Origin of the sequence: Nioella sp. (assembly GCF_965215655.1) — a bacterium.
In the GTDB taxonomy this organism is placed as follows: domain Bacteria; phylum Pseudomonadota; class Alphaproteobacteria; order Rhodobacterales; family Rhodobacteraceae; genus Nioella.
Genome location: NZ_OZ244111.1, coordinates 586,302 through 606,342, shown reverse-complemented (window position 1 = coordinate 606,342; position 20,041 = coordinate 586,302). Strand labels below are relative to the sequence as shown.

Below are 20,041 nucleotides of genomic sequence, written 5' to 3'. Positions count from 1 at the left end.
GAGGACGGATTACTGGAGGTAACCCTGTTCCTGGGCCGCCGCGATATAGGCGGCTTCCACGTCGGCCAGCGCCTGTTCCGCGCTTTCATTGCCTTGCATGAAGTCGGACAGTTCCGCGCCAAGCGCGGTGTGCATCAGACCCATGAAGGGCAGCATCGGATAGGGCACGGTGCCCATTTCCGCGGCGGCAAAGACGCCCACGGCGGCCGGGGTCGGCTCGTATCCGGGGATCAGCCACACGGCCTGGGTGCGCACCTCTTCATCCTCCATCAGCGCCGGGCGGATGCCGTTCATCATGGCGATGAAGGTGGCCTCTGCCTCTTCATCCGAGATGTTGGAGGCCACGGTCCAGCCATCCCACCACAGGGTGGAGGCCGGAATATCACCACCACCCACGGTCATCGGACCGGCAATGGCGAAGCCATCCACCACCTCTTGCGGCACGCCATCGGCGGTGACCAGCGTCGCGGCGCGGCTGCCCCACATGTTCATCAGCGCGACGTTACCGGCGCGGAATTCCGCGTTGGTGGCGTTGGAATCGTGGGTCAGGAAGTCGGGGTTCATGTATTCCGACAGGGCCAGCATCATTTCCAGAGCCTGAACGCCTGCTTCCGAGTTCACGTTCGGCGCGGCGCTGCCGGGCTCAAAATGCTGCCCGCCAAAGCCCAGGAACATGTTGTTGAACTCCTGCGCCAGGTTCCAGCCTGCGGCATAGGCACCACCCACGGGATATTCCATGATGCCCGCAGCACGGATCGCCTCGGCAGCGGCCAGCATTTCCTCGTATGTGGTCGGCGGCTCCAGCCCGACCTGTTCCAGCACATCGGCGCGATAGACCAGATGCTGTGCGTTCGCCATGAAGGCCACGGCCATGACCTCGCCGCCGATGGTGATCAGCTGGTTGCGGTTCAGACCCTCGCCATGCGCCTCGACGAGATCACCCAGTGGGCGGATCACGTCGGCATTCATCAGCGCCACGATGGAGGAGTTCGCAATAATGGCCGAGGTGTATTCGGCAGGGTTGCCCTGCATGCCCGGCACGTTGATTTCCTGGTGGTCTGCGGTCAAGTTCGTGGACACCTCGGCGCCAGAACATTCCTGCGCGCCCGCGCCGACCGTCTGGATCGCGGGGAATTCATTGCCGACGATGGAAACCCGCGCACCGATGGTGCAGCCATGGCCATCCGCCAGCACGGTTGTCGAGGCAAGCAGGGTTACAGCCCCTGCGGTCGTGAGTGTTCTGAGAAACATGGAGATCCTCCCGTTGGTGTTGTCTCGGATGCATCTTGCAAGCCTGCACCCCTGTTGGCCCGGCACCCTGTGGTGCCGGGAATGGATGGGGATTAGTCCCCGATACGTGCCCCTGTTTTCGCGTCGAACAGGTGGCAATGCTCTGCCGGTATCCGGATCGAAACGGTGTCCCCGATTTCGGCCCGAAAGGTTTTGTCGGCCTTGGCGCTGACCAGCGCGCCGCCGATGCGAAGGCTGACCATCGTGGCCTCGCCCAACAGTTCCAGCGTGTAGATCGGCCCGGTGATCTGGCCGCCCTCGTCCACGACGGTGGCGTCCTCGGCCCGGAAGCCAAGCGTCACGGCCCCGTCGGGAACGTTCAGCCCGTCCACACGCGTGTTGGGGGCCGTAAAACTGCCCCCGGTCACCTCGCCATCCACAAGGTTCATCGCCGGATTGCCGATGAAGCTGGCGACGAAAGTGTTGGCGGGCCGGTCATAGATTTCCGTGGGCGAGCCCACCTGCTGCACCACGCCATGGTTCATCACCACAACCCGATCGGCCAGCGTCATCGCCTCGATCTGGTCATGGGTCACATAGACGGTGGTGACGTTCAGCTCGTGGCTGAGATTCTTGATCTGCGCCCGCGTCGAGACCCGCAGCTTGGCGTCGAGATTGGACAGCGGCTCATCCATCAAAAAGACCTTGGGCTTGCGCACGATGGCGCGGGCCAGAGCCACACGCTGCCGCTGACCACCCGACAGGGCCGCAGGCTTGCGATGCAGGAAATCCGTCAGTTCCACCATCTCGGCGGCGCGTTTCACCCGTTCGTCATGCGTGGCCGGGTCGATCTTGCGAACCTTCAGCGGGAAGCGGATGTTCTCGTAGACATTCATGTTGGGGTAGAGCCCGTAGCTCTGGAACACCATGGCAATGTCGCGGTCCTTGGGTTCCAGGTCATTGACCACCCGGTCCCCGATCACGATCTCGCCCTCGCTCGGGTCTTCCAGCCCCGCGATCATCCGCATGGTCGTGGTCTTGCCACACCCCGAGGGTCCAAGCAGGACCAGGAACTCCTCATCCGCAATGGTCAGATCGAAATTGTCGACACCGACGAAATTGCCCCATCGCTTAGAGATGTTGCGCAGCTGAATTTCGGCCATCGGGCTCCCCGCAGGTACTTTTGCATACGTTTGCAACAAGGCTAGACAAGACTGCGGCAAGTTGGCAAGGCATTTTTGCAAACGTATGCAATTTTCCTCTGGCAACACCGTGCGGACTGGCCCAGACTGCAAGGCAAATGCTTGAAAAACAGGCGGAGAAAATGATGACCTTCCAACAGGAAAAAGACCTGGTCCGCAGCTTCTACACGGCGCTCGATGCGGCGGGCCCTGACGAATCGTCCGCCGTTCTTGCACGGTTCTGCGGGCCTGACCTGATCTGGCGCGGGATGCATCCCTTCGACATTCTGACCGGACCCGGTCAGGTGGCGGACCGGTTCTGGTCGCCGCTGAAGACGTCGCTGACCCGGTTGCAGCAGCGCATGGACGTGTTCATGGCCGGGCAGAATTCCCTGACGGATGACGGTGCGGTCTGGGTCTCCTCAATGGGTCACCTGATGGGGCTGTTCGATGCGCCCTGGCTTGGCATCCCCCCAACCCGCAAGATCGCCATGCTGCGCTATGCGGCGTTTCACCGGGTGGAAAACGGCAAGATCGCGGAAACCGCCATGTTCTTCGACATCCCGGCGCTGATGATGCAGGCAGGGCTACAGCCCTTCCCGGCCCAGACCGGCGCGCAGCTTGTGCAACCCGGCCCCCTGCCCCATGACGCGCTGATGTTCGACCCGCAACCACCCGAGGATGGCGCGAAAACGCTGGCCACGATCAACGCGATGATTTCCGATCTGGGACAATGGCAATCCGGCCTGCCGCTGGAGGAGGAACTGGCGCGCACATGGGACGATGACATGATCTGGTGGGGCCCCGCCGGGATCGGTGCGACCTACACGATCGAACGCTACGCCAAACAGCATTCCGGCCCCTTCCGGGCAGGGTTCGCGGACCGCAGCGGCACCGGCCATATCTGTCGCTTCGCCGAAGGCCACTATGGCGGCTTCTTTGGCTGGCCCAATTTCACCGCCCGGCCCACGGGCGGGTTCATGGGCATGCCGGCCACCGGAAAGTCGGGCGAATTCCGGGTGGTCGATATCTACCGCCGCCAGGGCGACAAACTGGCCGAGAACTGGGTGTTTATCGACCTGCTGCATTTCTGGAAGACGCAAGGGCTGGACGTTCTGGGGCGGACCGTGGGACTCTGACGCCCCTTGCAACGATGCCCTTGGGAAAGGGGAACAAGGACCGCATGCGGCATGTCATGAACCGGCGGCCCCGGTGGTTCAAAAAAGCACCTTCCCGGCCGCACCGACCTGCCCTTTCATCTTGGCCAAAATACCTCCGCCGGAGGCGTCCCTCCCCAGCCACCGGCACTGCCGCCCGACCCGGCGCGACTCCGCCGCCGCCCATTCGTGGCAACGCGGCCCGAGGAGGGCGCCAGAGGCGCCTGACGAGGGGCGCTCCCCGGTCGACGCCGACAGGCGGCGAAACCGCGTTTTGTCTGCACAGGGGGTGTACGGGGGGTGCACAGGGGGTGTACGCAGGGCACCCCCCTGTCTTTCGGCCTCAGCCTGCTAGCTTGCCGTCCAGCGCGTCGCGGATCAGCTGCTTGCTTTCCTCGATCCCGTAAAGCGCAATGAAGCCACCGAAACGGGGCCCCTGCGAGGCGCCAAGGCAAACCTCGTAAAGCGCCTTGAACCAGTCGCGCAGCGGCTCGAATCCGTGGGTCTTGCCGATGGCGAAGACGATGGATTGCAGGAATTCGTCATCGGTCCAATCAACCTCCGGCAACGGATCGTCCCTGCCTGCCTCAGCGTTCTTTCTGGCAATGACATCAAGGGCTTTGTCGGCATCCCCAAGGCAGACCAGCAGCTCCTCCATCGCGGCCTTTTCCTTGTCATCGGCAAGGCGGAAGGCCCGCGTCGGCTTCACGAAATCATTGTAATAGCGGATCGCGAAACCGGCGGCCTGATCGAGGTCCGGATTGGCCTCGGGGCTCGCCTCCGGCGCATAGCGCTGGATAAAGCCCCAGAGCTTCTCCTTCTCTTCCGCGCCAGACACGCTGGCAAGGTTCAGCAGCATCGCGAACGGCACCACCATGGTGCTGACCGGCACCTCGCCCGCGTGAATGTGATAGACCGGATTCGCCAGTTTTTGATCAGCGTTTTGAGTATGATAGGCGTTCAGCTGCTGGTGATACTCATCCACCGCCTTGGGGATCACGTCGAAGTAAAGCCGCTTCGCGGTCTTGGGTTTGAGATACATGAAGTAGCTCAGCGATTCCGTCGACGCATAGGTCAACCATTCATCAATGGAAATCCCGTTGCCCGAGGATTTGGAGATCTTCTGCCCCTGGTCGTCGAGGAACAGCTCATAAGTGAAATGCTCCGGCGCGGGTTCGCCCAGGATCCGGCAGATCGCGTCATAGATCGGCGTGTTGGTGGAATGGTCCTTGCCATACATCTCGAAATCCACGCCAAGCGCCGCCCAACGGGCGCCGAAATCGGGCTTCCATTGCAGCTTCACATTGCCACCGGTGACGGGCAGCGTCCATTCGCGGCCATCCTCGTCGTCAAAGGTGATCGTGCCATTCTCCGCGTCCACATGTTTCATCGGCACATACAGCACCCGCCCGGATTCGGGGTGGATCGGCAGGAAGATGGAATAGGTCTGACGCCGTTCTTCGCGCAGGCTTTTCAGCATCACCTTCATCAGCGCGTCATAGCGTTCCGCCGCGCGCAGCAGGATCGTGTCAAACTGGCCTGTGCGATAGAATTCGGTAGCCGAGTAGAATTCATACTCGAACCCGAAGGTATCGAGGAACCGGCGCAGCATCGCGTTGTTGTGGTGGCCAAAGCTTTCATGTGTGCCGAACGGATCAGGCACCGAGGTCAGCGGCTTTTGCAGATGCTCTTTCAGCATCTCCTGATCGGGCACGTTCCCCGGCACCTTCCGCATCCCGTCCAGATCGTCGGAAAAGCAAATCAGCTTGGTGGGGATGTCTGAAATCACCTCGAAGGCCTTGCGGATCATCGTGGTGCGCAGCACTTCACCAAAGGTCCCGATATGCGGCAGCCCCGACGGCCCATAGCCGGTTTCGAACAGCACATAGCCCTTTTCCGGCGGCGACTTTTCATAGCGTTTGAGCACCCGGCGCGCTTCTTCGAAGGGCCATGCTTTCGAGCTCATTGCAACGTCGCGCAGATCAGACATTTCATTCTCCAGAACGGGCGGGGGGCGCACCATGCGCCGAAACCCGCCGCTTCCTAGGGCGGGCGGGGCGCGGGGTCAACATTCAGCCCCCTTGAATCGCGGCTTCTGCGACGATCCAATCATGAATTCCGGTGACTTCCGCGCTGGCGGCCAGCCCGTCGCGGCGGGTGATGAAATAGCCCCGCACCGACCGCGCAGACGGCCCGTCGAGCCGCACCATCGCGCCGGTGTTCAGGAAACTGTCCAACAGGCCCGACCAGCACAGACAGACCCCCTGCCCCGCCAGGGCCGCGTTGACCAGCATCGCGTAGGAGTTGAAATCGAGCTGTCGCACGCCACCGGGCATTCTTTCGCCCGCCGCTTCGAACCAGCTTGGCCAGTCGTGCCAGTGCTGGCGGGCGGATTCCATCGTCAGCAGGGTCAGTTTTGCCAGATCGGGCGGGCTGTCGTGTCGGGCCAGATAGTGGGGACTTGCGACCGGAAAGACCTCGTCTCCCAGAATCCGGCGGGCCAGAGGTTCCGCCTCGCTTGCCAGCCCATAGCGGATCGAAACATCGCCCGGCCGATCAGGATCACCATACTCCTGGCTCATGATCCTGATTGTGAGCTCCGGAAAGGCCGCCTCCAGTGCCGCCAGTTTCGGGATCAGCCAAAATCCGACGAAACCGGACGGTCCCGTCACCGTCACCACCCGCTTGGCATTGCCCCGCCGGATGGTTTCGGCGGCGGCTTCGATCTGGCCGAATCCTGTTCGCAGGGCCCGCATCATCTCTCGCCCCTGTTGGGTCAAACGCGCGGGCTTGTGGCTGCGGTCGAACAGGCGGCAACCCAGATCCTGCTCCAGCACGGCGATCCTGCGCGACACGGCGGGCTGAGACACGTTCAGCTCCCGCGCGGCGCCGGTCAGCGTACCGTGGCGCACCGCAGCGTAGAAAGCCGTCAGGCCGGAAAACGGGGGAAGGCGTGATGACATTATAATCTCAACGTATGTTTCTGATCATCTTTAGCGCATTGCGCAGCAACCGGACAATCCGCAATCTGCGCCCATCACACGGGCTAAGAAGGACACCCCCGATGACCCAGTTCGCCAGCGCGGCCGCCGCCCCCCTGACCGAAAGCGAAGAGGCCTTCGTCGCCCATGCCCCCGCCGATAACAGCCCCTATCCGCCCTCTTGCGAGGCCTTTTCGATCCATGCGGATGACGTGGTGCAAGAGGGCGGCGATCCCACTTACGGCACCGTCACCTGGCGCACGCTGATCAACGGCACCCCCGATGTGCCGCGCGAATTTGTTCTGGGCATCGCAGAGTTCGGCCCCCATGGCACCTTGCTGCCGCACCGCCACGATCCGGCGGAGTTCTATCTTGGCATCGACGGTTCGGGCGTCGTGACCATCGAGGGTGTTCCGCATGTCATCGCCGCAGGCGTGGCGATTTATGTGCCTGCAGGCGCGGAACACGGCGTGGTCGCGGGCCCCGAGGGCCTGCGCTTCACCTACGGATTCGCCGAAGGCAGCTTCGAATCCGTTCAGTATCGTTTCAGCGCCGCGAGCGCCTGAGCGAGACACGCCGCCGCGCTTTCGCATTCCCTTGGCGCGGCGGCGTCACGTCCCCTTGCCCCCATGCGCGGCTGACCCTAGTCTCTGGCCGGTATCCGCATTGGAAGGCAAAGACCCGTGACCGAACAGCCCCCCCTTTCCCCGCAGGACGCGCTTGTCGCGCTGATGATCGCCGTTTCGGTATCGGATGAGAACATCCGCACATCGGAACTGGTCACGATTGAACGCATCGTTGATCATCTGCCGGTATTCGCCGAATTCGACGCCGATCGGCTTGGGGTGATTGCGCGGATCGTGTTTGACCTGATGGAAGAGGAAGACGGGCTCGATGCGCTGTTCGGACTGATCACCGATGCGCTGCCTGAACGCCTGTTCGAAACCGCCTATGCGCTGGCCTGTGACGTGGCTGCCGCGGATGGGCTGCTGCGCCAGACGGAATTGCAGATGCTGCAGGAAATCCGCTATCAGCTGAACATCGACCGCCTGCACGGCGCCGCGATTGAACGCGGTGCACGGGCGCGGCACATGACGGTCTGATCCGGTCGGCTAGTCGTTTTCCACGTCTTGCGTCACGGTCATGGGGGCGACCGGGTTGCCCGGTGCCACCGAGGATTCGGCCACCGGATGAGGGCTGAGCGTCGTGCGTGAGGAACGAAGCTCGCGATACCCCAGGTAAAGCCCGCTGGCGATGATCAGCGCCATGCCCGTCAGCGTTGCGGCACCGGGCACTTCCCCCCAAAGCAGGTAGGCCATCACCGACGCGATTGGCAGGTAGATGTAGTCGAAGGGCGCCACAAGGCTGGCCGAGGTGACCATATAGGCGTGGGTCAGCAGGAAATACCCGATCAGCCCAACCGCCCCCATCAGCCCGAGCCGTCCCAGTTCCCAGCCCGACGGGAGGACCCAGGTGAACTGCAAATGGGTGTGTTCCACCGGGATCGGCACCAACTGGTTGGTCAGCCAGCCCACGGGAATGATCAGCAGGCCCGAAAAGACCAGCGTATAAAGCGCCGTGGTCAGGGTGGTTTCCCGGTCGCCGATCCGGCGGGCGAGGATCTGGGCAATGGCGTAGAACAGCGCGCAGGTCAGCGGCATCAGGGCGATCCAGCTAAAGGCGTCTCCCGTCGGGTTCATCGCGATCAGGACGCCAATGAACCCCACGATCAGCGCGCCCGTCCGGTGCGGGCCGATGGTCTCCCCCAACCACACTGCTGCCAGAACGGCTATGATCAGGGGGGCCGAGAAGAACAGGGTAGACACTTCGGCCAGCCCCATAAAGGGAAACGCGCCATAGAAGGCGGCAAAGCCGGTAGCCAGCAGGAAGGCGCGCAAGAGATGCAGCCGCCAGAGCGGCGTGAACAACCGGTGCGCGCCCCTCAACCACAGGATCATCGGCACCATCACCAACACCGCCATGACCCCGCGTGTGACGATTAACTGCCAGACGCTGTAATCCTGCAGCAGCGATTTCATCATCCCGTCCATCGCAACGAAGAAGAACATCCCCAGCACAACGCTGGAAATGCCTTCGATCGCGCGCGGAGCAGCGACCCCGGTTGCTGGCTGTGTGGCGTCTGACACGCGGATTATCCAATCTTTCTTAGCAGTCGTCCGGCCACAAATCCCGGCGCGAACGCATGTCAATTCAACGTCGGAAAACGTCCTATGTCGCGCCTGTTTGCGACCAGGCGTCAGGCCCGGTCATGCACCAGTGCCCATCTCCGGATCAGCTCCTGCTGCAAGCGTTTGGCGCGGCTGTTGTAGCTGCGGGCCCCGGGCGGGCGTTCTTCCTGTGACGGATCGAAAGTGGTGCGCCGGGGCAGATCGCCGCAAAAGACGGCAAAGGCCAGATCACGGCCAGATGGCGCCCGAACGAAGCCCGCAAGGGTCGAAACGAAGTAGAGCGTCCCGGTCTTGGCCACAACCTGCACCGGGTGATCGGGAATAGGAGCGCCCTGATCGTCGAGGATCGGAATATCCCTCATCAGCCGGCGCAGACCGCCATTCGGCCCGGTGCCCACCAGAGCGCGCACCATTTCGCGGGTGCTGATCCGGCTGTCTTCGCTCAACCCCGAATGATCGAGCAAATTCTGGCGCCGGACGCCGAACCGGTCCTGCATCCAGAGGCCCATTTCAGCGGCGGACTGTTCCAGCCCTTGCGGTTGAACCCCACCTGCCTGCGAGGCCATCAGGCCCGCAACTTCTGCCGTCAGGTTGGTGGACCACCGCATCATGCCGCGCAGGATGTCTTCCAGCGGCTCCGATACATGTTCGGCCATGACAAGCGCGCCCTCGGGCGGGGCCTCACCCGGTTCTGCCGTTTCCAGCACAATGCCGCGCGACCGGGCCAGCACCTGGAACACCTCGGCGGCGTAAAGATGCGGGCGGCGGACAGGCAGCCAGCGCGCGCCGTTCTGGCCAAGCGCACCACGCGCGACGCTCCATTCCTCGCGGTCTCCCGTGGCCTCGTATTCATAGACTGGCGCACCCCGATCCACGACCTGCATCCGCGCAACCGAGACCGGCGGGCGCACCGATTCCGACCGGGCATCCATGGAAATGGAATAGCCCTCGGCCCCGCGCTGCCATTCGAAATGCACCCGGTTGAAGTTCAGATTCAGCCCTGAAATGGCGGGGTTGTAGCCCACGTGACCTGGCTGATCGGGGTCGATGGCGGTCACATGGGGAATCGCGCCAGAGGCCACGCGGAACGCCCCCGTCACCTCGCGCAGTCCGGCATCGGCCAGATCGCGCGCCATGGCATTGAGCGCATCGGTATCGAGCAGCGGATCGGCCCCGCCAACCAGCCACAAATCACCCTCCAACCGCCCGTTCGACAGGGTGCCATCGGCAATCAGCCGCGTGCGGAACCGATAGCCGGGGCCAAGCCGGTCCAGCGCATAGGCGGCTGTCATCGCCTTTGTGACCGAGGCGGGCGGCAGACCCAGAAGCGGGCTCACCGCCTCCAGCACTTCGCCGGTATTGGCATCGGCCACAACGCAGGACACCGCCCCCCCCAGATCGGCCCGTGCGATCAGGTCTGCGGCGCTTGGCAGGGTGCGCAACTCGAACCCGTCGGGGCGAGGCAGCGGAATGCGGGATACCTCGGGCGGCAAGGCGAACGCGCCCTGCGCAAGGCTGGCGAAGGTGCCTGCCAGAAATGCGCGTCTCGAAACCATAATGCTCAAATGCTCTTATCCGTCCGGCGCCTACTAAACCGCAGGCAGGCCCGTCACTCAAGCCTTTCGGTGGTCGGAAATTGCCCCTATCACGCGAACATGACCCAACCGCTGCTCCGCGCCTTGCCGCTCATGATCATGGCCATGTTCCTGATCCCGCTCGGCGATAGCGCCGGACGGCTGCTTGGGGCGTTTCATGGGGTAAACCCGTTGTTCACCGCCTGGAGCCGCTTTGCCCTCGGCTTTCTGCTGTTGGCCCCCTTCGCCCTGTCGCGCCCTGCCCTTTTGCTGCTGACGGACTGGCGCATATGGCTGAGGGCCGCTTTCCTGATCGGCGGGATCAGCAGCATTCTGACCGCGTTGAGGACCGAGCCAATCGCGGATGTCTTCGGCGTCTTCTTCATCGGCCCGATCCAGAGCTATTTCCTGTCCGCGCTGTTCCTACGCGAGCAGATCACCCTGGTCCGAACCGCGCTGTTTCTGGCCGGGTTTTATGGTGTGGTCATGGTCGTCGACCCCAGATTTGGCCTGTCACCGGGCATCGGTTTTGCCCTGCTTGCGGGGTGCTTTTACGGGGCCTACCTGACCGCGTCACGCTGGCTGACAGATGCCGGGCGTCCGCGCCAGATACTGATCACCCAACTGCTGATCGGGGCCGTGGTGCTGCTGCCGGTCGGGCTATTCCACTGGCCTTCTATGTCCGGTGAGATTGCCGCCTTTACCACCGTTTCTGCCCTCGGGTCGGCGCTTGGCAACCTGCTTTTGATCGTGGCGCTTGGCATGGCGCCTGCATCGCGTCTGGCCCCGTTCGTCTATATCCAGCTGGTCGCCGCAACGCTTTGGGGCCTGCTCATTTTCGCGGAAGTCCCGCAGGAGCGCGCCCTTCAGGGCATTGCCCTGATCCTGGCGTCGGGGCTTGCCACCCTGTTTCTGCGGGAACGGCGCTAGCGCGTCCAGTCGCCGCGCGCGCGGATCTCGGTCGATGAGATATCGACCATCGGCACATTGAGGAAACACCAGGCCGGCGTGTCGCGATGCGCAAGCCCCATGGCCCCGGCGGCGGGCACCTTGAACCGGCGATAGATCTGCGCGGCCTTGGCGGTGCGGGCGGAAATCCGTTGACCGGGCCGGGCCAGAACGCCCACGGGGATGTTCTGCATGATCCAGTCCCATCTTTGCCAGCGATGCAGGCTGGCCAGATTGTCCGCCCCCATCAGCCAGACGAACCGTACCCCTGGGTAGAGCGCAAACAGCCCCTCCAGCGTTTCGGCGGTGTAGCGTGTGCCCAGATGCGCCTCGATATCCGTGGCCTCGATACGCGGATGCCGTATGAGCGCCCGCGCTGCCGCCATGCGCCGTTCCAGCGGCGCGGGTCCTTCCGATTTCAGCGGGTTGCCTGGGCTGACCAGCCACCAGACACGGTCCAGCCCGAAGCGTTTCAGCGCCTCTCGGCTCACATGCACATGGCCTTCATGGGGGGGATCGAACGATCCTCCGAACAGGCCCACGGTCATGCCGGGGCGGACATATGGCAATCCCGCGCGCATGACCGCCTTTGTTGCGGCCCGCGCGCCCGCTGTCCAGAGGTCAGATGTTGACACGCCCGTATTCCTGCCTTTCCCTGCCCGGTGAAGGAGCCAGCCCATGTCCACATTCGACAGCAAACACGCCGCCGATCTGCACCGCCATATCCATTCGCATCTGCCAAGCGACCCGGCGCTGCGGGTGAAGGCGCTGGAGAGCCTTGCCGTGGAAAAGGGGCTGATCGCGTCCGAAACCGTCGACGCCTGGGTCGAGGCCTATTCGGAACATATCGGTCCGATGCGCGGGGCGAAGGTGGTGGCGCGGGCCTGGGTCGATGCAGATTTCAAGGCGCGCCTGCTTGCGGACGCCACCGAAGCGATCAAGGAATTCGGGTTTGAGGGCAATGCCACCGGCCACCTTAAGGCGGTCGAGAATACCGACGCGCAACACAACATGGTCGTTTGCACGCTCTGCTCCTGTTACCCGTTCTCGATCCTCGGCATGTCGCCTGCCTGGTACAAATCCGCAGCCTACCGCGCCCGCGCCGTGCGTGAACCGCGCGCCGTGCTGGCAGAGTTTGGAGTAGACCTGCCCGAAGAGGTCGCCGTGCGGGTGTGGGACTCCACCGCCGAGTTGCGCTACCTCGTGGTGCCGCAGCGCCCCTCTGGCACCGAAGGCTGGGATGAGGACCGGCTGGCCGGGATCGTCACCCGCAACTCGATGATCGGCACCGACCGGGTGTTGAAAGCCTAGCGCCTCAGCCGCAGGACCAGCCCGATCAGCAGTGGCGCAAAGCCAACGGCCATCAGGGCGAGCTTCACGAGGCTCAGCGTGGAACTGACCGCCACCACCCCCTCCGGCAGATCTGGAAACCCGCGCGCCAGCAGGGTGAGCGTGATGTTCTCCGCGTAGTCCCCAAGCGCGGCGAGCAGCGGCAACAGGGCCACCGATGGCCGCTCGGGCCAGAGCATCGCCGTCAGGGCCGCAGCCAGCAGGGAATAGAGCGCCGGGTTCACAAGGTCGAGCACCTGGATACGCCCATAAAGCGCCATCCCCTCGACCCCATAGGCCGTGAAGACCTCCCGCACGCGGGCCGTGTCATAGCCCGGTTCGAAATCGAGTATTGGCATGCCCCCCGAGATCTCGGCCAGTTGCCGCATTGTGATCAGGATCGCCCCGAACACGATTGCGTAGAGCACGGCCAGCCCCCCAATCGCGCGCCAGTTTGTCAGTCTCTGAATCAATCCGGTCATGTGCCCTCACAGAAAATGACGCTTGTGTCAGATATAAATGACGCATATGTCAGAATCATGCTGGACCGCAAGCCCGAACCGCTCACCCCCAAGGCCCGCCGCACCCGCGCGGCGCTTGTCGAGGCAACCCGCCAGATCGTGGGCGAGGAGGGTGTGCCCGCCGCGACCGTTCAGACGATCTGCGCGCGGGCCGGGATCGGGCGGACCTCCTATTACAACTATTTCGATGACGCCCCCGCCGCCGTGGCCGAGGTGGCCGAGACCGCCGGGCAGGAGATCCGCACCGCTTTCGACGCGCTGCATGGAGACCGGCCACGCGGGCTGGACCGCCTCGAAACCTGCCTGACGATGCTGCTTTCCATCGCACGCGACGACCCGGCCCATGCCCTGTTGCTTACCGCGCTGGCGCAATCAGACGATACCCTGCCCGATATGCTGTCGGCCGAAATCGCTGCCGAACTCATCGGCGCGGGCCTTTCGCCGGACCCTGCCGCCCCATTCATGGCAACGGCTACGCTGGCTCTTACCCGCCGCCTTGCCGAAGGCAAGCTGTCCGCGGATGTCCCGTCCTGCACCCGGATGCTCATGGCCGCCTGCCGCGGCTAGACCCATTTACATTCCCGCCCGTTCGGGCATTCTGACGGTCATGGATGGCATTCACGATCTTGGCGGCAAAGAGGGCTATGGCCCGGTTCCGGTGACGGAGGGCGACGCGCCTTTCGCCCATGACTGGGAACAGCGCATGTGGGGGTTGGCGCGCGAAGGCATCTGCCCCTCGATGACCATCGACTGGTTCCGGCATGGCCTGGAGCTGATGGTGCCGGGCGATTACCTGACCTTCTCCTACTTCCAGAAATGGGCCACGAACTACCTTATGCTGATGGTCGATGCCGGCCAGATCACGCTGGAGGAGCTGGAGCGCGGTTATGTGCTGGAACCGGCCGATCCGGCCAAGGCCAAGACGGTCGATCAGATCGTCGAACAGGTCCGCCGCGCCTGCGTGGATTTCTCGGTGCCCGAGGATACCCCCGCCCGGTTTGCCGTGGGTGACCGCATCCGTACCTTGCGCCAGATCGCCCATAACCACACCCGGCTGCCCGCCTATGCGCGCGATTGCAAAGGCGAGGTGATCGCCCATCACGGCAGCCATCTCTTTCCCGATGAAGGTGCCCATAACCGCCATGTCGGACAGCATCTATATACCGTCAGCTTCTCGGCGCAGGAGCTTTGGGGCCGGACCGCCAACCCCCGCGACACGGTCACGCTGGAGCTGTGGGAGAGCTACCTTGTTCCGGCCTGACAACCCCCTCGCCCCCCGCGATCCGGTCTTTGACGAGGCCTGGCAGGCGCAGGTGCTGGCGATTGCCGACACCATGGTGCAGGCGGGCCGGTTCAGCGCGACCGCATGGGCCGAAACGCTCGGGGCGGAATTGCGCGCGGCAGAGGCTGACGGCAAGCCCGATACGACCCAAACCTATTACGAGGCGGCCCTTGCTGCGCTGGAACGCCTGACGACAGAGGCGACGGAGATCACCGGCGCGGATCTCAGCGAATGCAAGGCCAGCTGGACCCGCGCCTATGAACGCACACCCCATGGACAACCGGTTTTGCTGGAACGCGGGCGCGACGGGCAGGACTGAACCTCCAACCGATCGGACGGGGAACAGCTCGACGCCTTTATACTTGCCAGAGATTTTTATCTGACTTAAGTCAGATAAATGACCAGTGACATCCAACGCATCCGCCGATTCAATCGCGCCGTGACCTCCGAGGTGGGCGCGCTCGACACGTCCTTTCTCGGCCTGGGCCGCCCGCTTGGCTCGGCGCGCGTGCTGAACGCCATCGGGCATGGATTGCAGGAGGTCGGGGTCATCCGTGACTATCTCGCGCTCGACTCCGGCCTGATGAGCCGCCTTTTACGCGGGCTGGAGGCTGAGGGGATGATCACCACCGGTCCCAACCCCGATGACAGCCGTCGCCGCATCGCCCGACTGACAGAGGCAGGCCGCGCCGCGTTCGCAGAGTATGAACGGCTGTCGAATGACCAGGCGCGCGCCATCCTCGCGCGCCACCCGCGACCTCAGGCAGTTCTGGACGCAATGGACCTGATTGCCACGACGCTCGGGCAGGACCGTATCGAGATCATCGAGATCGACCCGCGTGAGCCCGAGGCAATCCATTGCCTGACGCAGTATTACCGGGAGCTTGAACGCCGATTCGCCACCGGCTTCGACGTGAACCTGTCACGTGACCCGGAGGCCGCCGACATGATCCGCCCGCGCGGGGCGTTCCTGCTGGCCGTGTCCGACGGGTTGCCAATCGGCTGCGTGGGGTTGAAGGGGGGCGACGGACCGATGGCCGAGATCAAACGGCTTTGGGTCTCACCCGCCGCGCGGGGGCTGAAGCTGGCGACCCGGCTTATGACACGGGCCGAGGACGCCGCATGCAGCCTTGGTATCCACACTCTGCGGCTCGACACCAACTCCGCCCTGCCCGAAGCGGCGGCCCTCTACCGCAAGTCCGGCTGGCAAGAGATCGACCGGTTCAACGACGACCCCTACCCGGACATGTTCTTCGAAAAGACCCTTTGATCCTTTCAGCTTGGCAGAAATACCTCGGGGGGTCCGGGGGGGTCCGGGGGGCTGGCCCCCCGAAAAGGGGTGGGCGGGCGGGCCCGACCACCCCGCCCATTGCCCCGACCGCTCCCCTTGTCTATGTGAGGGACCAACGCGAATGCATGAGGGTTCCTATGGCTTCCTACCAGTATGTTTACCACATGGACGGGGTCTCCAAGACCTATCCCGGCGGCAAGAAATGCTTTGAGAATATCCGGCTGAGCTTCCTGCCCGGCGTGAAGATCGGTGTCGTGGGCGTCAACGGCGCCGGTAAATCCACGCTGATGAAGATCATGGCCGGGATCGACAAGGATTTCACAGGCGAGGCCTGGGCCGCCGAGGGCGCCAAGGTGGGCTACCTGCCGCAAGAGCCGCAGCTGGATGAAACCATCTCGGTGCGCGACAACGTCATGCTCGGCGTGGCCGAGAAGAAAGCCAAGCTCGACCGGTTCAACGAGCTTGCGATGAACTATTCCGACGAGACCGCCGATGAAATGGCGGCCCTGCAGGATGAGATCGACGCCAATAACCTGTGGGATCTGGACAGCCAGATCGACGTCGCGATGGAGGCCCTGCGCTGCCCCCCCGATGACGCGATGCCCGCGAACCTGTCAGGCGGGGAACGCCGCCGGGTGGCGCTGTGCAAGCTGCTGCTGGAAGCGCCCGACATGCTGCTGCTCGACGAACCGACCAACCATCTGGACGCGGAAACCATCGCCTGGCTGCAACAGCATCTGATCGACTACAAGGGCACCATCCTGATCGTCACCCACGACCGTTACTTCCTTGACGACATCACCGGCTGGATCCTCGAACTCGACCGAGGCCGGGGCATCCCCTACGAGGGCAACTATTCTGCCTGGCTGGAACAGAAGGCCAAGCGGCTGGCGCAGGAAGCGCGCGAGGACAAGTCGCGCCAGAAAACGCTGGAACGCGAACTGGACTGGATTCGACAGGGTGCCAAGGCCCGTCAGGCCAAGCAAAAGGCCCGGATCAACGCCTATAACGATCTTGCCAGCCAGTCCGAGCGCGAAAAAATCACCCGTGCACAGATCGTCATCCCGAACGGCCCCCGCCTTGGCAGCAAGGTGATCGAGGTCGAGGGGCTACAAAAGGCCTATGGCGACAAGCTCCTGGTCGAGGACCTGTCCTTCGCCCTGCCGCCCGGTGGCATCGTCGGCGTCATCGGCCCCAACGGCGCCGGTAAATCGACCCTCTTCCGCATGCTGACCGGGCAGGAACAGCCCGATGCCGGCACCGTGGACTATGGCGACACGGTCAAGCTGTCCTATGTGGACCAGTCCCGCGACGCGCTCGATGCCAATGCCACGGTGTGGGAAGAGATCTCTGGCGGGGCCGAGATCATCGAACTGGGGGACGCCCAGGTCAATTCACGGGCCTATTGTTCCTCGTTCAACTTCAAGGGCGGCGATCAGCAGAAGAAGGTCGGGCTTCTGTCAGGCGGGGAACGCAACCGCGTCCATATGGCGAAGCTTCTGAAAGAGGGCGGCAACGTCCTGCTGCTCGACGAACCGACCAATGATCTGGACGTTGAGACGCTGCGGGCGCTGGAAGACGCGCTGGAAGATTTCGCGGGCTGCGCCGTGATTATCTCACACGACCGTTTCTTCCTCGACCGCCTGTGTACCCACATCCTGGCGTTTGAAGGCGAGGCCCATGTGGAATGGTTCGAAGGCAACTTCGAAGCCTACGAGGAAGACAAGAAACGTCGCCTTGGCCCAGATGCGCTGGAGCCCAAGCGGGTGAAGTACAAGAAGTTCGTGCGGTAGTCGCAGGTTTTGCCAAATGCGTGGCATAAACCCTCTGCCACGCTGACCGCGAGATGACTTGTACATCTACCTCAAAACGAAAAACAGGGGGCGCTATGGCATCGCCCCCTGTTTCTCTCCCGACTGCCGAAGGCGCTTCCTGCGCATTCCGTGAGTACGCGCGCAGGGGCAACCCGTTCCGATCAAGACGCGCCCACGTGGGGGCAGATGCGCGACCCGCTTCCGATCGGATCACCCGCCTCATGCTCGGAATAACACCAATCTAGCCGCCCCGACACCACCCGCGAAGATGTGCAGGCGTATGGCGTACTATCCATTCGTATAGGTACGATCGTCGCGACTCTCGGGGCCGTGGATAGACGATTATCCTTGCATTTTGCCCCGCCTGCCCCCATATGCGCGGTGCGACCGTTACCGCATTTCGACCTCTGTCTCCTATCAACGGCTTCAGTCTCGACCTGCTACCGACTGACGCCAGAGTTGCCGCATACTGCGGGCGACGCTTAAACTAGGAGACCACGGATATGGCCACTGGCACCGTGAAATGGTTCAACACCACCAAAGGCTTCGGCTTCATCGCACCCGAAACGGGCGGCAAGGACGTTTTCGTCCACATCTCCGCCGTGGAACGTGCCGGCCTGACCGGCCTCGCCGACAACCAGAAAGTGACCTACGATCTGGAAGCCGGCCGTGACGGCCGCGAAAGCGCGACCAACATCGCCCTGGCCTAATCGGCCACACGCGACAGAATTTCGGAACGGGGCGCGGCGCAGGCTGCGCCCCTTCTTCTTTGGTCAAACCCCTTGCATCACGCGTCCGATTCCCCATTTATTGTCAGGGTCAATCAAACGGAGCCATGTCATGCCTGCCGCCGCGAAAATCACCTGCCTCGATTGCGGGGCTGTCAACAGGGTGCCAACCGACCGGCTGACCTCGGGCCCGAAATGCGGGGTCTGCGGGGCGAAGCTGGCGGATGGCAAGGTCAAGGCGCTGGACCCGGCAACGCTGGCCAAGGCCAGCAAGACAGATCAACTGCCGCTTCTTGTGGATTTCTGGGCCCCTTGGTGCGGGCCTTGCCGTATGATGGCCCCGCAATTTGAGCAGGCAGCGCGGTCGCTTGCCCCTCATGCCCGCTTCGCCAAGATCGACACACAGGAGTTCCCGCAGGTCAGCCAGAAATTCGGCATCCGGGGCATTCCGCTTCTGATCCTCTTTCAGAACGGCCAGGAAATCGGGCGTCTCAGCGGGGCGCGACCAGCGGCTGATATCGAGGCGTTTGTGCGAAGCCATGCCAAGGTCAGCGCCTGAAACACGCCCGAGCCGATTTTTTTGAACCTACCGCCGGACGGCGGCGACCCATGGATATACGCAAGATCACACTGCCCGAAAGGATCTTCCCATGCCCGCCCCGTCCCGCCAGACCGGCCCCTCCCACCGGACCATTGGCCAAAAGGGCACGAAGCGCCCCACGGGGTTCCGCTTTACCGATTGGGCGATGATCTGAGTTGTCCCTGCCTGTTGTTGACTTTTCCCCCGGAAGATCCCCGTCTTCCGGGGGTTTTTCGTCACAATGCCTGAAAACGACGCGGCATTTTGAAAGCTTTCCCATCCATGCTACTTTCGATCCCCAATACGAAACGGGGGGGAAAGATATGCTTGCAATCAGCAGACGTGGTTTATTGTTCACCGCACTCGGCGCGGCCGCGGCTTGTTCTCCGCTATCGCGCGTCACAGGTCATAGTCTGGCGCCGAACAGCCGTCTGATCATCTACAGACATGCCGATCGCGTCGACGAGAACCTGACACCGCAGGGGATCGCCCGCGCAGCAGCCTTCGCCGATGCCCTGGAGAGCGTGGACCTTGACGCAATCTACAGCCCCGGAATTCAGCGCAACCTTGATACGGCCGAGCCCCTGGCACGGGCCAAGGGCCTTGAAATCACGCGCGTTTCCGTGGATCAGATCGCCCGGCGCATTTCCCGGCTGGCTGCGGGCCGAAGCGTCGCCTGGATCGGCAACAGCGGCAATCTGCGCGACATCTGGGAAACGCTTGATCTGGAGGGGCCACCGCCCGTGGAATATGGCGACCTGTTTATCGTCACGACCGATGCATCGGGCGCGGTGCAGATCGACCGCCGACGGGTCGAGATCCCCTAGACCTCGGACGCTGGCACCGGCCTTGGCTTGCCCTCTTCGTCAATGGCAACGAAGGTAAAGAGCGCCTCGGTCACCTTTTCGCGTTCACCAACCGCGCCTCGCTTGACCCATGCTTCGACCTCGATCCCCATCGAAGTGCGACCAACACGCCCGATCCGCGTGTAGACACACAGCACATCCCCTACGGCGACGGGGCGGATGAACTTCATCGCATCGACGGCCACCGTGGTGCAGCGCCCGCGCGCACGTTCGCGGGCGAGGATACCGCAGGCGATATCCATCTGGCTCAGCACCCATCCGCCGAAGATATCGCCATTGCCGTTCATATCGGCGGGCATCGCCACCGTGCGCAATGTCAGATCGCCCTGGGGCTCTGTTCTCTGGTCGCTCATCTCGCCTGCCTTTCCTC

General features: G+C 63.3%; 22 protein-coding genes. 13 read left to right on the top strand and 9 right to left on the bottom strand.

Annotated elements, in window-relative coordinates; all coding sequences use genetic code 11:
- Positions 1–9: 9 nt before the first annotated feature.
- Both ACOOEX_RS03120 and ACOOEX_RS03115 read right to left on the bottom strand, forming a co-directional pair.
- Positions 10–1,251, bottom strand: a complete 1,242-nt coding sequence (locus ACOOEX_RS03120) for an ABC transporter substrate-binding protein (protein ID WP_420397071.1) — start codon at positions 1,249–1,251, stop codon at positions 10–12.
- Positions 1,252–1,343: 92 nt separating this feature from the next.
- Entirely contained in the window at positions 1,344–2,393 is a 1,050-nt protein-coding gene (locus ACOOEX_RS03115; protein ID WP_420397070.1) for an ABC transporter ATP-binding protein, read from the bottom strand.
- A gap of 161 nt (positions 2,394–2,554) precedes the next feature.
- On the opposite strand from ACOOEX_RS03115, the gene ACOOEX_RS03110 reads away from it, so the two are divergent.
- The gene (locus ACOOEX_RS03110) at positions 2,555–3,550 is read left to right on the top strand and encodes an ester cyclase (protein ID WP_420397069.1); all 996 of its coding nucleotides are present in this window, start codon (positions 2,555–2,557) and stop codon (positions 3,548–3,550) included.
- 361 nt (positions 3,551–3,911) lie between these two features.
- Here ACOOEX_RS03110 and ACOOEX_RS03105 read toward each other — a convergent pair whose 3' ends face one another.
- Complete coding sequence (locus ACOOEX_RS03105; RefSeq protein ID WP_420397068.1) at positions 3,912–5,558, bottom strand: lysine--tRNA ligase; 1,647 nt, start codon at positions 5,556–5,558, stop codon at positions 3,912–3,914.
- Between the two features lie 82 nt (positions 5,559–5,640).
- Positions 5,641–6,531 (bottom strand): LysR family transcriptional regulator, encoded by an 891-nt coding sequence (locus ACOOEX_RS03100; RefSeq protein WP_420397067.1) that lies wholly within the window; start codon positions 6,529–6,531, stop codon positions 5,641–5,643.
- A 101-nt stretch (positions 6,532–6,632) separates the two neighbouring features.
- On the opposite strand from ACOOEX_RS03100, the gene ACOOEX_RS03095 reads away from it, so the two are divergent.
- Positions 6,633–7,115: a cupin domain-containing protein gene (locus ACOOEX_RS03095; RefSeq protein WP_420397066.1), complete on the top strand. Its 483-nt coding sequence runs from the start codon at positions 6,633–6,635 to the stop codon at positions 7,113–7,115.
- A gap of 165 nt (positions 7,116–7,280) precedes the next feature.
- The gene (locus ACOOEX_RS03090) at positions 7,281–7,652 is read left to right on the top strand and encodes a tellurite resistance TerB family protein (protein ID WP_420398317.1); all 372 of its coding nucleotides are present in this window, start codon (positions 7,281–7,283) and stop codon (positions 7,650–7,652) included.
- 9 nt (positions 7,653–7,661) lie between these two features.
- Here ACOOEX_RS03090 and ACOOEX_RS03085 read toward each other — a convergent pair whose 3' ends face one another.
- Complete coding sequence (locus ACOOEX_RS03085; protein ID WP_420397065.1) at positions 7,662–8,696, bottom strand: DMT family transporter; 1,035 nt, start codon at positions 8,694–8,696, stop codon at positions 7,662–7,664.
- Between the two features lie 110 nt (positions 8,697–8,806).
- Positions 8,807–10,294, bottom strand: a complete 1,488-nt coding sequence (gene dacB, locus ACOOEX_RS03080) for a D-alanyl-D-alanine carboxypeptidase/D-alanyl-D-alanine endopeptidase (protein ID WP_420397064.1) — start codon at positions 10,292–10,294, stop codon at positions 8,807–8,809.
- 99 nt (positions 10,295–10,393) lie between these two features.
- On the opposite strand from dacB, the gene ACOOEX_RS03075 reads away from it, so the two are divergent.
- Positions 10,394–11,242, top strand: coding sequence for a DMT family transporter (locus ACOOEX_RS03075; protein ID WP_420397063.1), 849 nt, complete (start codon positions 10,394–10,396; stop codon positions 11,240–11,242).
- Here ACOOEX_RS03075 and ACOOEX_RS03070 read toward each other — a convergent pair.
- On the bottom strand, positions 11,239–11,841 hold the full coding sequence (locus tag ACOOEX_RS03070) for a nicotinate-nucleotide adenylyltransferase (protein WP_420398316.1): 603 nt from the start codon (positions 11,839–11,841) through the stop codon (positions 11,239–11,241). The two genes, ACOOEX_RS03075 and ACOOEX_RS03070, sit on opposite strands and share 4 nt — an antisense overlap.
- A 97-nt stretch (positions 11,842–11,938) precedes the next feature.
- On the opposite strand from ACOOEX_RS03070, the gene nthA reads away from it, so the two are divergent.
- Complete coding sequence (gene nthA, locus ACOOEX_RS03065) at positions 11,939–12,571, top strand: nitrile hydratase subunit alpha (protein WP_420397062.1); 633 nt, start codon at positions 11,939–11,941, stop codon at positions 12,569–12,571.
- Here nthA and ACOOEX_RS03060 read toward each other — a convergent pair.
- Entirely contained in the window at positions 12,568–13,071 is a 504-nt protein-coding gene (locus ACOOEX_RS03060; RefSeq protein ID WP_420397061.1) for a hypothetical protein, read from the bottom strand. The two genes, nthA and ACOOEX_RS03060, sit on opposite strands and share 4 nt — an antisense overlap.
- Positions 13,072–13,128: 57 nt before the next feature.
- Between ACOOEX_RS03060 and ACOOEX_RS03055 the strand changes: the two genes are divergently transcribed.
- From ACOOEX_RS03055 to ACOOEX_RS03020, 8 genes are all read left to right on the top strand, one after another.
- A complete protein-coding gene (locus tag ACOOEX_RS03055) occupies positions 13,129–13,677 on the top strand; it encodes a TetR/AcrR family transcriptional regulator (RefSeq protein WP_420397060.1) in 549 nt (182 codons plus the stop codon).
- A gap of 40 nt (positions 13,678–13,717) precedes the next feature.
- A complete protein-coding gene (gene nthB / locus ACOOEX_RS03050; RefSeq protein WP_420397059.1) occupies positions 13,718–14,371 on the top strand; it encodes a nitrile hydratase subunit beta in 654 nt (217 codons plus the stop codon).
- Complete coding sequence (locus tag ACOOEX_RS03045) at positions 14,358–14,711, top strand: nitrile hydratase accessory protein (protein WP_420397058.1); 354 nt, start codon at positions 14,358–14,360, stop codon at positions 14,709–14,711. The genes nthB and ACOOEX_RS03045 overlap by 14 nt, the downstream gene beginning before the upstream one ends.
- A gap of 78 nt (positions 14,712–14,789) precedes the next feature.
- The gene (locus ACOOEX_RS03040; protein ID WP_420397057.1) at positions 14,790–15,662 is read left to right on the top strand and encodes a bifunctional helix-turn-helix transcriptional regulator/GNAT family N-acetyltransferase; all 873 of its coding nucleotides are present in this window, start codon (positions 14,790–14,792) and stop codon (positions 15,660–15,662) included.
- Between the two features lie 158 nt (positions 15,663–15,820).
- The gene (ettA, locus tag ACOOEX_RS03035) at positions 15,821–17,476 is read left to right on the top strand and encodes an energy-dependent translational throttle protein EttA (protein WP_071688930.1); all 1,656 of its coding nucleotides are present in this window, start codon (positions 15,821–15,823) and stop codon (positions 17,474–17,476) included.
- Between the two features lie 524 nt (positions 17,477–18,000).
- Entirely contained in the window at positions 18,001–18,207 is a 207-nt protein-coding gene (locus ACOOEX_RS03030) for a cold-shock protein (protein WP_071688931.1), read from the top strand.
- Positions 18,208–18,337: 130 nt separating this feature from the next.
- Positions 18,338–18,784, top strand: a complete 447-nt coding sequence (gene trxC, locus ACOOEX_RS03025; protein ID WP_420397056.1) for a thioredoxin TrxC — start codon at positions 18,338–18,340, stop codon at positions 18,782–18,784.
- A gap of 344 nt (positions 18,785–19,128) precedes the next feature.
- Positions 19,129–19,632 carry a histidine phosphatase family protein gene (locus ACOOEX_RS03020; protein WP_420397055.1) on the top strand — a complete coding sequence of 168 codons (504 nt, stop codon included), beginning with the start codon at positions 19,129–19,131 and terminating at the stop codon, positions 19,630–19,632.
- Here ACOOEX_RS03020 and yciA read toward each other — a convergent pair.
- Positions 19,629–20,024 carry an acyl-CoA thioester hydrolase YciA gene (gene yciA / locus ACOOEX_RS03015; protein ID WP_420397054.1) on the bottom strand — a complete coding sequence of 132 codons (396 nt, stop codon included), beginning with the start codon at positions 20,022–20,024 and terminating at the stop codon, positions 19,629–19,631. The two genes, ACOOEX_RS03020 and yciA, sit on opposite strands and share 4 nt — an antisense overlap.
- Positions 20,025–20,041 lie beyond the last annotated feature (17 nt).

Excerpts from the sequence above, each read along its gene's own strand:
- ACOOEX_RS03120 (WP_420397071.1), bottom strand. The coding sequence starts at position 1,251 with ATGTTTCTCAGAACACTCACGACCGCAGGGGCTGTAACCCTGCTTGCC.
- ACOOEX_RS03030 (WP_071688931.1), top strand. The coding sequence starts at position 18,001 with ATGGCCACTGGCACCGTGAAATGGTTCAACACCACCAAAGGCTTCGGC.
- ACOOEX_RS03070 (WP_420398316.1), bottom strand. The coding sequence starts at position 11,841 with ATGCGCGCGGGATTGCCATATGTCCGCCCCGGCATGACCGTGGGCCTG.
- nthB (WP_420397059.1), top strand. The coding sequence starts at position 13,718 with ATGGATGGCATTCACGATCTTGGCGGCAAAGAGGGCTATGGCCCGGTT.
- trxC (WP_420397056.1), top strand. The coding sequence starts at position 18,338 with ATGCCTGCCGCCGCGAAAATCACCTGCCTCGATTGCGGGGCTGTCAAC.
- dacB (WP_420397064.1), bottom strand. The coding sequence starts at position 10,294 with ATGGTTTCGAGACGCGCATTTCTGGCAGGCACCTTCGCCAGCCTTGCG.
- ACOOEX_RS03060 (WP_420397061.1), bottom strand. The coding sequence starts at position 13,071 with ATGACCGGATTGATTCAGAGACTGACAAACTGGCGCGCGATTGGGGGG.
- ACOOEX_RS03055 (WP_420397060.1), top strand. The coding sequence starts at position 13,129 with ATGCTGGACCGCAAGCCCGAACCGCTCACCCCCAAGGCCCGCCGCACC.
- ACOOEX_RS03105 (WP_420397068.1), bottom strand. The coding sequence starts at position 5,558 with ATGTCTGATCTGCGCGACGTTGCAATGAGCTCGAAAGCATGGCCCTTC.
- ACOOEX_RS03100 (WP_420397067.1), bottom strand. The coding sequence starts at position 6,531 with ATGTCATCACGCCTTCCCCCGTTTTCCGGCCTGACGGCTTTCTACGCT.
- ACOOEX_RS03095 (WP_420397066.1), top strand. The coding sequence starts at position 6,633 with ATGACCCAGTTCGCCAGCGCGGCCGCCGCCCCCCTGACCGAAAGCGAA.
- nthA (WP_420397062.1), top strand. The coding sequence starts at position 11,939 with ATGTCCACATTCGACAGCAAACACGCCGCCGATCTGCACCGCCATATC.
- ACOOEX_RS03090 (WP_420398317.1), top strand. The coding sequence starts at position 7,281 with ATGATCGCCGTTTCGGTATCGGATGAGAACATCCGCACATCGGAACTG.
- ettA (WP_071688930.1), top strand. The coding sequence starts at position 15,821 with ATGGCTTCCTACCAGTATGTTTACCACATGGACGGGGTCTCCAAGACC.
- yciA (WP_420397054.1), bottom strand. The coding sequence starts at position 20,024 with ATGAGCGACCAGAGAACAGAGCCCCAGGGCGATCTGACATTGCGCACG.
- ACOOEX_RS03075 (WP_420397063.1), top strand. The coding sequence starts at position 10,394 with ATGACCCAACCGCTGCTCCGCGCCTTGCCGCTCATGATCATGGCCATG.
- ACOOEX_RS03020 (WP_420397055.1), top strand. The coding sequence starts at position 19,129 with ATGCTTGCAATCAGCAGACGTGGTTTATTGTTCACCGCACTCGGCGCG.
- ACOOEX_RS03110 (WP_420397069.1), top strand. The coding sequence starts at position 2,555 with ATGATGACCTTCCAACAGGAAAAAGACCTGGTCCGCAGCTTCTACACG.
- ACOOEX_RS03040 (WP_420397057.1), top strand. The coding sequence starts at position 14,790 with ATGACCAGTGACATCCAACGCATCCGCCGATTCAATCGCGCCGTGACC.
- ACOOEX_RS03115 (WP_420397070.1), bottom strand. The coding sequence starts at position 2,393 with ATGGCCGAAATTCAGCTGCGCAACATCTCTAAGCGATGGGGCAATTTC.